This window comes from Pseudomonas sp. CC11G, from assembly GCF_056174845.1.
This window is the reverse complement of record NZ_JBWBZC010000013.1, coordinates 76,056-91,860: the sequence shown is the minus strand read 5'-3', so window position 1 is coordinate 91,860 and position 15,805 is coordinate 76,056. Positions and strand designations below refer to the sequence as shown.

Annotated in this window: 12 protein-coding genes; 2 read left to right on the top strand and 10 right to left on the bottom strand. The window is 60.7% G+C overall.

From position 1 onward, the window contains the following. Positions 1-144: 144 nt before the first annotated feature. The 3 genes from AC0V2S_RS16780 to AC0V2S_RS16770 form a co-directional block, all read right to left on the bottom strand. A complete protein-coding gene (locus AC0V2S_RS16780) occupies positions 145-924 on the bottom strand; it encodes an ABC transporter substrate-binding protein (protein ID WP_475510727.1) in 780 nt (259 codons plus the stop codon). A gap of 657 nt (positions 925-1,581) precedes the next feature. Beyond that, on the bottom strand, positions 1,582-3,543 hold the full coding sequence (gene acs, locus AC0V2S_RS16775) for an acetate--CoA ligase (protein WP_475510726.1): 1,962 nt from the start codon (positions 3,541-3,543) through the stop codon (positions 1,582-1,584). A 476-nt stretch (positions 3,544-4,019) separates the two neighbouring features. Continuing rightward, positions 4,020-5,573, bottom strand: coding sequence for a sigma-54-dependent transcriptional regulator (locus AC0V2S_RS16770; RefSeq protein WP_475510725.1), 1,554 nt, complete (start codon positions 5,571-5,573; stop codon positions 4,020-4,022). Positions 5,574-5,827: 254 nt separating this feature from the next. Between AC0V2S_RS16770 and phhA the strand changes: the two genes are divergently transcribed. Continuing rightward, a complete protein-coding gene (gene phhA / locus AC0V2S_RS16765) occupies positions 5,828-6,640 on the top strand; it encodes a phenylalanine 4-monooxygenase (protein ID WP_475510724.1) in 813 nt (270 codons plus the stop codon). Continuing rightward, on the top strand, positions 6,637-6,972 hold the full coding sequence (locus AC0V2S_RS16760) for a 4a-hydroxytetrahydrobiopterin dehydratase (protein WP_475510723.1): 336 nt from the start codon (positions 6,637-6,639) through the stop codon (positions 6,970-6,972). The genes phhA and AC0V2S_RS16760 overlap by 4 nt, the downstream gene beginning before the upstream one ends. A gap of 35 nt (positions 6,973-7,007) precedes the next feature. Here the strand turns inward: AC0V2S_RS16760 and arfB are convergent, their stop codons facing one another. The 7 genes from arfB to AC0V2S_RS16725 all read right to left on the bottom strand — a co-directional run bounded on the left by arfB (position 7,008) and on the right by AC0V2S_RS16725 (position 15,735). After that, positions 7,008-7,421 carry an alternative ribosome rescue aminoacyl-tRNA hydrolase ArfB gene (gene arfB / locus AC0V2S_RS16755; protein WP_475510722.1) on the bottom strand — a complete coding sequence of 138 codons (414 nt, stop codon included), beginning with the start codon at positions 7,419-7,421 and terminating at the stop codon, positions 7,008-7,010. Positions 7,422-7,446: 25 nt separating this feature from the next. Continuing rightward, positions 7,447-8,829, bottom strand: a complete 1,383-nt coding sequence (locus tag AC0V2S_RS16750) for an amino acid permease (RefSeq protein WP_475510721.1) — start codon at positions 8,827-8,829, stop codon at positions 7,447-7,449. Between the two features lie 113 nt (positions 8,830-8,942). After that, positions 8,943-9,593 carry a maleylacetoacetate isomerase gene (gene maiA, locus AC0V2S_RS16745; RefSeq protein WP_475510720.1) on the bottom strand — a complete coding sequence of 217 codons (651 nt, stop codon included), beginning with the start codon at positions 9,591-9,593 and terminating at the stop codon, positions 8,943-8,945. A 3-nt stretch (positions 9,594-9,596) separates the two neighbouring features. Continuing rightward, positions 9,597-10,574, bottom strand: coding sequence for a fumarylacetoacetate hydrolase family protein (locus AC0V2S_RS16740; protein WP_475510719.1), 978 nt, complete (start codon positions 10,572-10,574; stop codon positions 9,597-9,599). A gap of 165 nt (positions 10,575-10,739) precedes the next feature. Continuing rightward, a complete protein-coding gene (locus tag AC0V2S_RS16735) occupies positions 10,740-11,876 on the bottom strand; it encodes a homogentisate 1,2-dioxygenase (protein ID WP_475510718.1) in 1,137 nt (378 codons plus the stop codon). Positions 11,877-11,889: 13 nt separating this feature from the next. After that, entirely contained in the window at positions 11,890-12,987 is a 1,098-nt protein-coding gene (gene hppD, locus AC0V2S_RS16730) for a 4-hydroxyphenylpyruvate dioxygenase (protein ID WP_475510717.1), read from the bottom strand. A 324-nt stretch (positions 12,988-13,311) separates the two neighbouring features. Continuing rightward, on the bottom strand, positions 13,312-15,735 hold the full coding sequence (locus AC0V2S_RS16725; RefSeq protein ID WP_475510716.1) for an EAL domain-containing protein: 2,424 nt from the start codon (positions 15,733-15,735) through the stop codon (positions 13,312-13,314). Positions 15,736-15,805: the final 70 nt, after the last annotated feature.

The window sequence follows — 15,805 nt, the reverse complement described above, 5'->3', positions numbered from 1 at the left end:
AAGCCCGTTAGGTAAAAGGGAAACTGCCGTGCAAAAAGAAACTGCTAACGCCACGCGCCAACAGGCACCGCCGAAATAAATGCCGCGCAAATAAAAAGTGGCACATCCCGCAATCGAGCCTGTGCCACTTTCGGTGCTGCCGCGTTACTTGCCGTAAACGTCGAAGGCGAAGTACTTGTCTTGCACTTGTTTGTATTTGCCGTTGGCGCGGATGGCCAGGATGGCGGCGCTGATCTTGTCGGCCAGGGCCTTGTCGCCTTTGCGTACGGCGATGCCTTGGCCTTCGCCGAAGTACTTCTCTTCGGTGAAATCCGGACCGGCGAATGCGTAGCCTTTGCCAGCGTCGGTTTTCAGGAAACCGTCATCGATGTTCACCGAGTCCGCCAGGGTGGCGTCCAGACGGCCCGAGGCCAGGTCCAAGAACACTTCGTTCTGCGAGCTGTAACGCACGATCTCGGCGCCAGCCGGAGCGAAGACTTCGGTGGCATAACGGTCGTAAACCGAAGAACGCTGCACGCCGATTTTCTTGCCTTTGAGGTCGGTCAGCGGATCGGTGATCACGGTACCGGCCTTCATCGCCAGTTTGGCGGGAGTGGAGTAGTACTTGCCGGTGAAGTCCACGGACTTCTTGCGGTCGTCAGTGATCGACATGGACGACAGAATGGCGTCGAACTTACGTACTTTCAGCGCAGGAATCAGGCCGTCGAACTCTTGTTCGATCCACTTGCACTCCACCTTCATCTCTTCGCACAGGGCCATGCCGATGTCGTAGTCGAAGCCGGTGATTTTGTCGTCAGGCGTTTTGAAGGCGAAGGGCGGGTAAGCCGCTTCAATACCGATACGCAGGGGCTTGGCATCATCGGCCATAGCCAGGGACGACAGCAGGGACACCGCCAGGGCGCCGAGAAGGGCGAGCTTCTTCATCGTGGACTCCTTCGAATAGGTCGAGCGCTGGATGGCAGGCTGACCGTGAAATTATAGGAAGAGTCGCCATCTTTGCCGGGTGATAACCCGAAAGGACGAAGCTCATCGGCCGACGCGCGAGTGGCAGCGTCTGGGTGGCGGCATTCTAACGACAGCCCCAAAGCCGATATTTCTTCAATGCGACAACTAATTACAAAAGGGCTTGGCGGGGGATTTGGACTATTGACAGGCACAGCCAAAACGGGCAGCGCACAGAGGTGAGATAAACAGGAAACTACAGCAAGTTTTGGGCCGGGTTTTTAGTAACCCTTGCCACGGCTGGATTTTTGCCTGGAATGGGGTTTTAAACGCGTGGGAAAACGCCCGTAAAGCGTGCGTCCTGTTTCCGATTGCCCCGCTGTGGATCGGCGGTGCTACCGGATTGAACAAAGCCGATAAAAATCCCCATACCAACCGCCGTCGTCCTCGCGTAGACGGCGGTCCAACGATTCGGGACCCAGAATTTCGGATGGGACGCAGATTTGCGGCTGACTCAACATTCTGGATTCCCGCCTGCGCGGGAATGACGGGTGTTGGGTTGGGTTGGGTTGGGTTGGTTAGATCGTGGAACAAAAACGCCCGCTAATGAGCGGGCGTTTTTGTTGAGGCGGCTAACCGTTAAGCCACCGCTTGCTGCATCGCCTTGTGCGTATCAATCAAATGCTGCACCACACCCGGATCCGCCAGGGTGGAGATATCGCCCAGGCTGTCATATTCGGCCGTGGCGATCTTGCGCAGGATGCGGCGCATGATCTTGCCCGAACGGGTTTTCGGCAGGCCCGGCGCCCACTGGATAACGTCTGGCGCGGCAATCGGACCAATCTCTTTGCGCACCCAGGCTCTGAGTTCCTGACGCAACGCTTCGCTCGGCTCTTCGCCGTTGTTCAGCGTCACGTACACATAGATGCCCTGCCCTTTGATGTCGTGCGGCATACCCACCACCGCGGCTTCCGCCACTTTCGGGTGGGCGACCATGGCGCTTTCGATTTCGGCGGTACCCATACGGTGGCCGGATACGTTGAGCACGTCGTCGACGCGGCCGGTAATCCAGTAGTAACCGTCTTCATCGCGACGGGCACCGTCGCCCGTGAAATACATGCCACGGAAGGTTTTGAAGTAGGTGTCTACAAAGCGGTCGTGGTCGCCGTACAGGGTACGGGCCTGGCCTGGCCAGGAATCCAGAATCACCAGATTGCCCTCGGCGGCGCCTTCGATCAGGTTGCCAAGGTTATCCACCAGCGCCGGCACCACGCCGAAGAACGGGCGAGTGGCCGAGCCTGGCTTCAAGGCGGTAGCACCTGGCAGAGGGCTGATCAGCACGCCGCCGGTTTCGGTCTGCCACCAGGTGTCGACGATCGGGCAGCGCGACTGGCCGACGGTTTCGTAGTACCAGTTCCAGGCTTCCGGGTTGATCGGCTCACCGACCGAACCGAGCAAGCGCAGGCTGGAGCCGTCGGCGCCTTCGATGGCGGCTTTACCCTGGGCCATCATGGCGCGGATGGCGGTCGGCGCGGTGTAGAGGATATTGACCTTGTGCTTGTCGATGATCTTCGACACGCGGGTGATGTCCGGGTAGTTCGGAATGCCTTCGAACAGCAGCGTGGTCGCGCCATTGGCCAGCGGGCCGTAGACGATATAGCTGTGGCCGGTCACCCAGCCCACGTCGGCGGTGCACCAGTAGACTTCGCCCGGCTTGTAGTCGAACACGCGCTCGTGGGTGAGCGCGGCATACAGCAGGTAGCCGGCGGTGGTGTGTTGCACGCCTTTTGGCTTACCGGTGGAGCCGGAGGTGTAGAGGATAAACAGCGCTTCTTCGGCGCCCATTTCTTTCGGCGCGCAGACGCTGCCGGCCACTTTCATCAGGTCTTCGTACCAGATGTCGCGGTGCTGGTTCCATTTGATCGGCGAGCCGGTGCGCTTGCACACAATCACTTTCTGGATGGAGCTGGTTTCCGGGTTGGTCAGGGCGTCGTCGACGTTGGCCTTGAGCGGAGTTTTCTTGCCGCCGCGCAGGCCTTCATCGGCAGTGATCACCACCTTGGAGCGGCAGTCGATAATGCGGCCGGCCAGGGCTTCCGGCGAGAAGCCGCCGAACACCACCGAGTGAATGGCGCCGATTCGGGTACAGGCCAGCATGGCCACCACCGCTTCGGGAATCATCGGCATATAGATGGTCACCACATCGCCACGGTGCACGTCCTGGCCACGCAGGGCGTTGGCGAACTTGCAGACTTCTTCGTGCAGTTGGCGGTAGGTAATTTCGCGGTGGTCGGCCGGGTCGTCGCCTTCCCAGATGATCGCGATCTGATCGCCACGTTCAGCCAGGTGGCGGTCCAGGCAGTTGGCCGAGACGTTGAGGGTGCCGTCGGCGAACCATTTGATATCCACATGGTGATCGTCGAACGAGGTCTGTTTCACCGCCGTGAAGGGCTTGATCCAATCCAGGCGCTTGGCCTGTTCACGCCAGAAGCCGTCGGGGTTGACCACCGACTGTTGGTACATGGACTTGTAGGTCGCCTCGTCGGTCAGGGTGTTAGCCGCAACCTCTGGGCGTACGGGATACAGTGACGCAGCACTCATCGGGGTTACCTCGGTGAATAGTTGTTTTTGTATGGTGCCTTTTGTAGCCCTCCCCTCCCCGCCGGGCCATTCGACCATGGTCTTACCGGGTTAGAACCATGGTCTTAGAGGGGTCGGGGGAAATTCTAGACAAAAAAAAGGCGACCATCGGGTCGCCCAGTCGAAACGCTCCGGGGAAGGAGCGTTCGCAATACCTTGCCTGTGATCACGCAGAACGCAGGACGGGGGTATTGGACGCCTGCGCTTGGGGGTTGGCCATTACACCTAAGTCGTACGCCTGATCAATGCGGCAAATCGGCGCCGGCTTGGAAACCCAGTACGTCGGCAGATTCTGGATCCCAGCCTGCGCTGGGATGACGGAGTTTTTTGCTGATACCACCGTCGTCCCAGCGCAGGCTGGGACCCAGAATAACGGGGTGGACCCCGAGCGAGACCCGACTCGAACTCCGCAATGACCGTCTCCGGTCACGCATCCGTTATTCCTTCCCCACCCCATACTGCCGAAGCTTGTTAGCAATCGTGGTATGCGAAACCCCCAACCGCTTGCCTAACTGCCGGCTGCTCGGATGCTCGTGATACAGCCGCTCCAACACCGCCTGCTCAAAGCGCCCGAGAATCGCGTCCAACCCGCCCTCCAGGGAAAAATCCCCCAACGGCTGCGGCGCGCCGTAGTCCGGCAGGCGGATATGTTCAGCCTTCACCACCGCCCCATCGCACAACGACACCGCCTGAAACAGCACGTTCTCCAACTGCCGCACATTGCCCGGCCAGTGGTAATGGCTAAGCCGCTCAAACGCCTGTGGCGCGAGCTTGGGTAACGGGCAGCCAATCTGCCGGCTGGCCTGGTCGAGAAAGTGCTCGGCCAGCGGCATCAGCCCATCCAGGCATTCGCGCAGCGGCGGAATATGCAGGCTCAGCACGTTCAGGCGGTGGTACAGGTCCTGACGAAACTCGCCCTTGGCGCACAGTTCGGACAGGTCGACCTGCGTCGCACAAATCACCCTCACATCGAGGTACACCTCTTCATCACTGCCCACCCGGCGAAAGCAGCCGTCCTGCAGAAAGCGCAGCAATTTCGCCTGCAAGCGCGGGCTCATTTCGCCGACGCCGTCGAGAAACAACGTGCCGCCCGCCGTCAGTTCCAGCAGCCCCAACTTGCCTTCCGGTCGCGCGCCTTCAAAAGCACCGGGGCCGTAACCGAACAACTCCGTCTCGGCCATGGACTCCGGCAGCCCGGCGCAATTAAGCGCCATAAACGGTGACTGCCCGCGCGGGCTGGCCAGGTGGCAGGCGCGAGCCAGCAATTCCTTGCCGGTGCCAGTTTCGCCTTCGATAAGCAGCGGCGCATCCAGCGGCGCCATCCGCCGCGCTTCACGCACCACGGCGGCCAGTACACGGGAGCTTTGGAAGATGCTGTCGAAACCGCGCAGCTCCTGTTTGCGCACATGGTAAATACGCTCGCCCACGCGGTCGGCGCGGTGCAGGGTCAGCACGGCCCCGGCCATGGCATCGCTTTCTTCATGCTCGGTTTGCAGCGGGGCGATATCGGCGAGAAACACATCGCCTTTGATCTTTACCCGCAGGCCGTTGATGCGCGATTTATTGGCGCGCACCAGCTCGGGTAAATCGAAGTCTTCGGCGTAGCGCGACAGTGGCAGGCCGGGCACTTCATCCACGCGCACACCCAAGAGCTGCGCCGCCGCGCGGTTGGCGGCGACGATGGAGCCGGCCATATCGATAGAGAGCACCGGAAACTCCAGCGCACCCAATAAGGCATTTAACTCCAGGTGCCGCCGCTCGCTGGGCATCAGCCCCACGCGCTTGACGCCGAACACTCCGGGGATCGCCTCGAACTGCGGGCGTAGCGACTGGAATTGCAGGTTGATCAGGTTCGGGCAGTGCAGATAAATGGCGTTGCCCTGCTCGCCGCCCACTTCACCGCGGGCCACGTTGATGCCGTACTCGACGAGCAGGTTGAGGATGTCGCGCAGAATGCCAATCCGGTTCTGGCAATGAACTTTGATACGCATGGTGGGCTCGGTTTTTGTTGTTGTAGTCGCCGTCACCCTCGGAAAAATCTGACGATGCGGCGCGATTTTCGTAAAGGATAGTTTACGGTTTGCAGCACCAGCAACACGTCGTTCCGCCGCTTGCGCAAACTCGTCATCATTTCTTTACAGAATTCTCCGCCAGACATGCCGCAACGTCCCCGAACCGGGGCTGAAAACCTGCACGCGCCGGGTTATTGCTAGTCGTACATAACAACAACTCAAGAGAGGCGGCGATGAAGCAGTCGCACTACGTGGCGCGCGAACCGGATGGCAACGGGTTTATCGATTGCCCCGAGGCCGAGCATGGGGTGTGGCATACGCTCATCACCCGCCAGCTCAAGGTGATTGAAGGCCGCGCCTGCCAGGAATACCTCGACGGCATCGAGCAACTGGCCCTGCCGCTGGACCATATTCCGCAGCTCGATGACATCAATCGCGTGCTGCAAAAAACCACCGGTTGGCAGGTGACGCGGGTGCCGGCGCTTATCCCGTTTCAAACGTTTTTCGAGCTACTGGCCAGCAAGCAATTTCCCGTCGCCACCTTTATCCGCACCCCGCAAGAACTCGATTACCTGCAAGAGCCGGATATCTTTCACGAAGTGTTTGGCCACTGCCCGCTCCTCACCAACCCCTGGTTCGCCGAATTCACCCACACCTACGGCAAGCTCGGCCTGGCGGCCAGCAAAGAGCAGCGCGTGTTTCTCGCCCGGCTGTATTGGATGACCATCGAATTCGGCCTGGTGGACACGCCACAAGGGCGCAAGATATACGGCGGCGGCATTCTGTCCTCGCCCAAGGAAACGCTTTACAGCCTGTCGCAGGCGCCGGAACACCAAACCTTCGATCCGGTGGAAGCGATGCGCACGCCGTACCGCATCGACATTCTGCAACCGCTGTATTTCGTGTTGCCCGACCTGAAGCGCCTGTTTGATCTCGCCCATGAAGACGTGATGGCGATGGTTGTTCAGGCTGCGCAGCTAGGTCTGCACCCTGCCCTCTTTGTTTCAAAAGAAGCCCCCCAAAGCGCCCTAAGGAATCCCCGATGACAGCCCTGAACCAAGCCCACTGCGAAGCCTGCAAAGCCGGTGCCCCACAAGTGTCGGAAGAAGAATTGGCGGTACTGCTGAAAGAGATTCCGGACTGGAATATCGAAGTGCGCGACGGCGTGCTGCAGCTGGAGAAGGTGTACACCTTCAAGAACTTCAAACAGGCCCTGGCGTTTACCAACGCCGTGGGCGAAATCGCCGAAGCCGAAGGGCATCACCCAGGCTTGCTGACCGAATGGGGCAAGGTGACGGTGACGTGGTGGAGCCATTCGATCAAAGGGCTGCACCGCAATGATTTCATCATGGCCGCGCTTACGGACCAGGTGGCTTAGGGCGAATATCGCCACGGGCGATATTCGCCGTTCCTTCAAAAATCGACTTTGCCGCGCCCCGCCTTTATCGCTCCACGCTGACTCTTGCCTTCCAACCGCCGCTTCTTCGAGCCCAACGTCGGCTTGGTAGGGCGGCGTTTCTTTTCCACTTTGCTGGCGGCCAGAATCAGTTCTTTCAGGCGCTCCAGGGCGTCGGCGCGGTTCTGTTCCTGGGTGCGGTATTGCTGGGCTTTGATCACCACCACGCCGTCACTGTTAATCCGACTATCACGCCATTCCAGCAACCGTTCCTTGTAGAACGGCGGCAAGGAAGAGGCATTGATATCGAAGCGCAGGTGCATGGCGCTGGAGACTTTATTGACGTTCTGCCCACCCGCGCCCTGCGCGCGAATGGCGGTCAGTTCGATATCGGAATCGGGCAGGTGGACGTTGTTGGAGATCACCAGCATGGAAAACCCACTCGTTGAAAAGGCCTTACGCGGCGCGGGCCAACTTCACCCGATAGCACACACCCATAATCACCAACCACACCGGAATCGCATACACCGACACGTTGATGCCCGGTATCAGCAGCATCACGCCGAGAATAAACAGCACGAACGCCAGGCACAGGTAATTGCCGTACGGGAACAGCAGCGCGCGGAACGTGGTGCGCACGCCCTCTTGCTCCATGCGTTGGCGAAATTTCAGGTGCGAGAAACTGATCATGGCCCAGTTGATCACCAACGCCGCCACCACCAGCGACATCAATATCTCCAGGGCGTTTTGCGGCACCACGTAGTTCACCACCACGGCCAGCACGGTCACCAGCGCCGACAGCAGCAAGGCGTTAACCGGCACGCCGCGTTTATCCACCTTGGCCAACACCTTCGGCGCATCGCCTTGCTCGGCCAGGCCCAGCAGCATGCGACCGTTGCAGTAGGTGCCGCTGTTGTAGACCGACACCGCCGCCGTCAGCACCACAAAGTTGAGCAAGTGCGCGGCAGTGTTGCTGCCCAGCAGCGAAAACACCTGCACAAACGGGCTGCCGCTGTAGGGGTCGCCGGCGCTGTTGATATGGTCGAGCAATACGTTCCAGGGGGTCAGCGACAGCAACACCACCAGGGCGCCGACGTAGAAAATCAGGATGCGGTAAATCACCTGATTGATGGCTTTAGGGATCACGGTTTTCGGGTCATCGGCCTCTGCGGCGGTAAAGCCGAGCATTTCCAGGCCGCCGAACGAGAACATGATAAAGGCCATAGCCATCACCAACCCGCTCACGCCATGGGGGAAGAAACCGCCCTGCGCCCACAGGTTGGTGACCGTGGCCTGCTCGCCGCCGGCGCCGCTGAACAGCAGGTAGCAGCCGAGCACGATCATGCCGACGATGGCCACCACCTTGATCATGGCGAACCAGAATTCGGCCTCGCCGAACAGCTTCACGTTGGCCAGGTTGATGGCGTTAACCACCACAAAAAACACCGCAGCCGACACCCAGGTCGGAATTTCCGGCCACCAGTAGTGAACGTACTTACCCACGGCGGTGAGTTCGGACATGCCCACCAGGATGTACAACACCCAGCAATTCCAGCCCGACAGAAAGCCGGCAAAACCGCCCCAGTACTTGTGCGCAAAATGGCTGAAGGAGCCGGCGACGGGCTCCTCGACGATCATTTCGCCGAGCTGGCGCATGATCAGAAAGGCAATAAAGCCGCAGATGGCGTAGCCCAGAATCATCGACGGCCCGGCGCTTTTCAGCACCCCGGCCGAGCCGAGAAACAGGCCCGTGCCGATGGCACCGCCCAGAGCAATCAATTGGATATGGCGATTTTTCAGGCCGCGTTTGAGTTGGCCTGAGGCAAGACTGTCGTGCATGTAACGTCACCTGTGGTGTTTTTATCCGTGACGGAATCGGACCCGCCGCACTTGTGGCGCAGCGGAATTTCGCAAGGCAGGAATAAAGCCTTGGTGCAGTCGGCGCTATCACCCTATTGAAGAGCAACAGCGTCGGGCTGCACCTCCGGCATCGCATTGAGGAATGCTTGAAGGGAGTTACAGCGCTCGACCACAGCGAGAATGCGTGGGTACGCAAGGAGGTCACAGTTAAAACGGCGGGCATTGTACACCTGCGGCACCAGGCAGGCTTCCAGTAAACCCGGCCGTTCGCCTAGCGACAGGGCCGATGGGATTTGTTGCAACTGCTGCTCCACCGCTGCCAATCCTGTTTGCACCCAATGCCGATACCAAGCGTCTTTGGCCTCGGCCGCAACCCCCAATTCCGTGCTCAGGTACTGGAGCACCCGCAGGTTATTGAGCGGATGGATATCGCAGGCGATATGCAGCGCCATGCTGCGGATGAGGGCGCGCTGGCCGTGGTCTTTGGGCAACAGCGCCGGCTGTGGATAACGCTCTTCCAGGTACTCCAGAATCGCCAGCGACTGGGCGATGCGATTCGGCCCGTCCACCAACAACGGCAGCAACCCCTGCGGATTCAACGCCCGGTAGTCGGCGCTGTGCTGCTGGCCGCCGTCCTGCACCAAGTGCACCGGCACGGCCTGATAAGCCAGGCCCTTGAGGTTCAGCGCAATACGCACCCGGTACGCCGCGCTGGACCGCCAATAGTCATAGAGCGTCAGCATGGCTTAGCCCCGCATCACAACCTGGTCGATGGCGCCAAAAATGCTCTGCCCGGCGCTGTCGAACATCTCGATTCGCACCCGGTCGCCGAAGCGCAGAAACGGGGTGGTCGCCTCGCCGTGCTCGACGATTTCCAGCATGCGTTTTTCCGCCAGGCAGCTCGAGCCGGCGCTGCGGTCGTAGTTCGACACGGTGCCCGAACCCACAATACTGCCCGCCCCCAGCGCACGGGTTTTCGCCGCGTGCGCCAGCAGGGTTGGGAAGTTGAAGGTCATATCAGTGCCGGCATCTGGCTGGCCGAAGAGCTCGCCGTTGATATGCGAGGTCAGCGGCCGGTGCACTTTGCCTTCGCGCCAGCTATCGCCCAACTCGTCCGGGGTGATCGCCACCGGGGAAAAGCTCGACGACGGCTTGCTCTGGTAAAAACCAAAGCCCTTGGCCAGCTCGCCGGGGATCAGGTTACGCAGCGATACATCGTTCACCAGCATCAGCAACTGAATATGCCGGCCCGCCTCTGCCGCCGACACCCCCATCGGCACGTCGTCGGTAACCACGGCGATCTCGGCTTCCAGGTCGATGCCCCAGGCTTCGTCGGCCATCACAATCGGGCCATGGGGCGCGATAAAAGTGTCGGCGCCGCCCTGGTACATCAGCGGGTCGTGCCAGAAGCTTTCCGGCATTTCGGCGCCACGGGCTTTGCGCACCAGCTCCACGTGATTCACGTAGGCGCTGCCGTCGGCCCAGTGGTAAGCGCGGGGCAAGGGGCTGGCGCAGGCGGTTTGGTTGAAGGGGAAGGCTTGGCCTTCGAGGCCGTCGTTGAGGCGTTGGTATACCGCTTCGAGTTTGGGGCGGGTGGTGGGCCAGTTGTCCAACGCCGCTTGCAGGGTGGGGGCAATGGTGGGGACTTTGACGGCGCGGATCAGGTCGCGGGAGACGACTATCAGTTGGCCGTCGCGGCCTTGGTTTAGGGATGCGAGTTTCATGGGAGCCTTTTCTTTTGATTGTGTTGAGGGGGGCGGAGGCCTTGGAATCGCTGCCCTCTCCCCCGGCCCCTCTCCCGTAAACGGGCGAGGGGAGACAGGCGGACCGCGATCGGTTCCCCGCTCGCGGGAGAGGGGCTAGGGGAGAGGGCCGAGGCGGACACCGATCTACCCCTTCCCCGGCGCCCGCCACGAATCCACATACGCCGCCACATCCACCGCAGCCGCCGCCTCGCCAATCTCCAACCCGCGCCGCGTATCAATCATCACCGCCACCTCCTCCACAAACGTCGCCGGGCTTTCCTGGCTTTTTTTCAGCGCCTTGGGGTGCGGCCCATGGGGAAAGCCGCAGGGGTGCAGCGTCACCATCCCGGCTTCAATATTGTCGCGACTAAAGAAGTTGCCCCGGTGGTAAAACAGCACTTCATCGTAGTCATCGTTGTTGTGATAGAACGGCACCTTCAGCGCGCCGGGGTCGCTTTCCACGGGCCTCGGCGTAAAAGTGCACACCACAAATCCATTGGCCACAAAAGTGGTATGCGCCGACGGCGGCAGATGAAAACGGTGGCTCATCACCGGGCGGATGTCGCGCCAGTTCAGGCGTACCACGGTGTTGTCGCCATGCCAGCCGACCACATCCAGCGGGTTATACGGGTAGGTCACGGTGCTGATCTGGTTGCGCCGTTTGATGCGTATTTGCCAGGTGCTTTCGTCTTGCTGGGCTTTGAAGGGTTCGTCCAGGCGGGGATGGTCGAGCACCGCAGGGTCGAAAATTGCGTGCGGGCCGAGCAGGCCTTTGTCAGGCAACTGATAGGCGCCGTCGGTGTTTTCCACCAGTAGAAAAAAGCTCGGCTCAGCGGCCTCGATGCGCCAGGCCGTGCCGCGCGGAATCACCAGGTAATCGCCGTCGCGGTATTCCAGGTGGCCGAAGTCGCAATAAAAATGCCCGCTGCCTTCGTGCACAAACAGCAACTCATCGCCGTCGCTGTTGCGCACCAGATGACGCATCGCGCCGTTGCATTTCCACACGCGAATGCGCACGTCGCTGTTGTGCAGCGCCAGCGGTGCGGCCAGCGGGCAATCGCTTTCGCTGGGCACTTTATTCAGGTCGAACGCATGGGGGCGTAGCGGCCCCTGCCAGTCCACCCAACCAGTCGGCGGATGCTTGTGGTGTAGGTGCGAGGCCGGGCCGAAAAAGCCTTCGCGGCCCATCTCTCTTTCATACGTGCCTTCGGGAAAATCGCAGTGCGCCTGGCGCGAACAGTCGCCTTCGCGCAGGGGAAAACTGATCCAGTTACGGCTCATGGCAATGCCCCCTTTAGTCCGCCGCAATCACGCCACGGCGCACCTGGTCTTCCTCGATCGACTCGAACAGCGCCTTGAAATTGCCCTCGCCAAAACCTTGGTTGCCCTTGCGCTGGATGATTTCAAAGAAGATCGGGCCGATCACCGTATTGGTGAAAATCTGCAGCAGAATCCCGTCATCGCCCGGCGCACCATCGATCAGCAGGTTGAGTTCCTGCAGCGTGGCGGTGGGCTCGCTGTGGCCGGCGACGCGGGTGTCGACCTTGGCGTAATAGGTGTCGGGAGTAGTCATAAAATCCACGCCATTGGCGCGCAGTTGGCGCACGGTGGCGTAGATGTCGTCGCTGGCCAGGGCGATGTGTTGAATGCCTTCGCCGTGGTACTCGCGGATAAATTCTTCGATCTGCGATTTGTCGTCGGCCGACTCGTTGATGGGGATGCGGATTTTGCCGCACGGCGCCGTCATGGCCCGCGACACCAGGCCGGTGAGCTTGCCCTCGATATCGAAATAGCGAATCTCGCGGAAGTTGGCGATGCGCTCGTAAAAGCCCGACCACACATCCATCTGCCCCCGGTTCACGTTGTGGGTCAGGTGATCGATTTCCCGCAGGCCCACGGCGTTGTCCTTGGGGGTGCGGCCCGCGATGTATTCGAAGTCGACGTCGTAGATGGTCTTGTCGCCATAGCGATCCACCAGGTACAGCAACGAGCCGCCGATGCCTTCCACGCAGGGAATATTCAGCTCGCCGAAGTTGGCGTGGCTGCCCACCAGTTTTGCGCCTTGCGATTCCACATAGGCGGCGGCCTGAGCGGCGTTATGCACCCGGAATGCCATGGCGCAGGCGCTAGGGCCGTGCTTTAGGCCGAACTCACGCACATGGCCGGTGGGGCTGCCGTTGAGCACGAAATTGATGTCGTTCTGCTGGAACAGAAACACTTCCTTAGAGCGGTGTTTGGCAGTTTCGGTAAAGCCCATGGCGGTGAACAGTTCACGCAGCTGCTGGATGCCTTCGGGCGTCGGCGCGGTGTATTCGACGAACTCGAAGCCGTCTGTGCCAATGGGATTGTGCAGTTCGATGGGGCTGGTTTTGAGTGCGTGTGCGACGTTCATTGCGCCTCCCGGGGTTGTTGTTATGGGGCTTTGGGCTTCATAACAACCTGAGGGGCGACGGCTCACAAGGTAGCGGGATGGCCGAGGCAACGGCGCGGCGGGGATGGTATGGCAAGTTATCCTTACAGCGGTCTTGAGGACGCTGTTTGCCTGTTCGATTCTGGATTCCAGCCTGCGCTGGAATGACGGAGGTGGGTTCGGTTTTCTCCGTCGTCCCAGCGCAGGCTGGGACCCAGAATGTCGGCACGCTGCAACACCCGTAAGCCAACCCTCAGGGTCAACCGTAAAGAAAACCTTCCACCCCGGCCCATTTCCGTGCCACCGCTATTCCATCGCTACCGGCAACGGCTCCGCATACGCGCTAAACCGCACCTCCCGGCCAAACGGCAATGGCTTGGCAATCGCATACCCCTGGGCGTAATCCACCCCCACCTCGGCCAGCGCACGCATGATCTCCGGCGTTTCCACAAACTCGGCGATGGTCAGCTTGCCCATCACATGGCCGATCTGATTGATCGACTCCACCATCGCCCGGTCAATCGGGTCTTCGAGCATGTCTTTCACAAAACTGCCGTCGATTTTCAGGTAGTCCACCGGCAGATGTTTCAGGTAGGCAAAGGACGACATGCCCGCGCCAAAATCGTCCAGGGAAAACCGGCAGCCCAGGCTTTTAAGCTCGCTAATAAAGTGCATGGCGCTGCCCAGGTTGGCGATGGCGCTGGTTTCGGTAATTTCAAAACACACCTGCTGCGGCGGAATATTAAACAGAGCGAATTGCTCGCGTAGAAAACCGAGAAACGCCTGGTCGCCAAAGGTCGGCCCGGAGAGGTTGATGGCGCAGGTGGCAATCGGGTCGCTGTCGGCGCTGGCCTGACGTTGGGCCAATACGCCAAAGGCATGGCTCACCACCCAACGGTCAATCAGCGGCATCAGGCCGTACCGCTCGGCGGCGGGAATAAAGCGAATCGGCGGTACCAGTTGGCCGTCTTCGTCGCGTAGGCGAATCAGCAGCTCCAGGTGCGCGCCCTGTCCGTGCTCGGCGGCCACCGGGGCGATTTGCTGGTAGTAGAGGCAGAAACGCTCCTCTTCCAGCGCGGCATGAATACGCTGCACCCAGGCCATTTCGCCGAAGCGGTTGGACATTTCCGAGTCGTCGCTTTGATAAACCTGCACCCGGTTGCGGCCTTTTTCCTTGGCCATATAGCAGGCCATGTCGGCAGAACGCAGCGCCTCGGCCAGGGTGGTGCGCGACTGCGCCAGGCTGACCAGGCCGATACTCACGCCAACGCTGAAATTGCGCCCGTCCCAGGCGAAGTGCAGCTCTTGCACCGTCAGCCGCAATAGCTCGGCAATCCGCGCCGCCGGGGCCGCCGGACAGTTTTCCAGCAGAATGCCGAACTCGTCGCCGCCCAGGCGCGCCAGGGTGTCGCCGTCGCGCAGGTGTTCTTGCAGCAGCACGCAAATCTGCCGTAGCAACTGATCGCCCGCAGCATGCCCGCAGGTATCGTTCACCACTTTGAATTGATCGAGGTCGAGGAACATCAGCGCGTGCTGGCCGGGGTGGGTGTCCAGCCGGGCCAGGGCGCTTTCCAGGCGTTGTTCGAACTCACGGCGGTTGGCCAGGCCGGTGAGCGCATCGTGGGAGGCCTGCCACGACAGGGTGTCGATGTACTGGCGCTCGCGGGTCATGTCGTGCAGCACCAGCACCGCGCCGGCCACCCGCCCGGCAATGCGAATTGGCGCGCCGACCAGCGCCACCGCCACTTTGCTACCGTCCAGGCGCACCAGTTGCTGGGCATGGGCGCTGCCGCCAATTTCGCCGGTCAGAATACGGTCCAGCAAAGGCGCATCGTCCAGTTGCCGCTCGCCGTCTTGCAGGTGAAATAGCGTGCTTAGCGTGCGCCCGCGCGCCTGCTCGATACGGCACAGAATCAGGTTTTCGGCGGCCGGGTTCATATATTCCAGGCAGCCGTGCTGGTCGGTACGAATCACCGCATCGCCAATCGAAGCCAGAGTGGTTTGCGCCCGTTCTTTTTCGGTGCGCAGGGCCAGGTCGAAGGACTCACGCTGTTGCAGCAGTTTTAGCGTGCGCGCGGTGGCCAGCAGAATCAGCACCAGCGCGGTCACTACATTGGCCGCCAACAGAAGGCGCTGAATAAACCGTGAGCCCTCGCCGAGGGTTTCCGAGAAAGCGCGTTCCACCGGCGTGACCTGCTGGTTGATGGCGTAAATCTGCTGCTTCCAGGCCTGCAATTGCGGCGGCGTGGCGGTGCCGCCCTGGATGCTCTCGTGCATCTGCTCGGCCACATCCTCCAGGGCCAATACGTAACGGTCGCCGACCCGCCAATGGCCGATGGCGCGTTTGAGGTAGCTGAACGAACCGAAGTCGCGGTACAGCCATATCAGGCCGGCGATATCGTCCGGGTGTGTGCCGCCGCGTAAAAAGCCTTCGTAGGCGGCTTTGTAATCGGGGGTGGGCAAGTCCATGGCCAGGCGCGCCGCGTGGTCGCCCAGGGGAATGGCGATGGCCGTCTGATAGGCCTGGTAATCGGCCTCATCAAAGCTGTCGGCGTAGAGGGTGAGGTAAGAAATGGCGTCCTTCTGGCCCTTGGACCAGAGGCTTTCGCCCGTCACATAGCCGCGTACCGACGACATCACGTCCAGGCTGATGCCCGCCAGCAATGCCTGCAGCACGACAATGGCGATAAAAGGCCACACCAACACGAACAGGCGACGTTTGTCCCGCATTCGAAGTGCCCCACACGATCCCTATGAAGCGCGGCGCTTGGCGCCCACGCACATTTCCCCCAAACCGCCC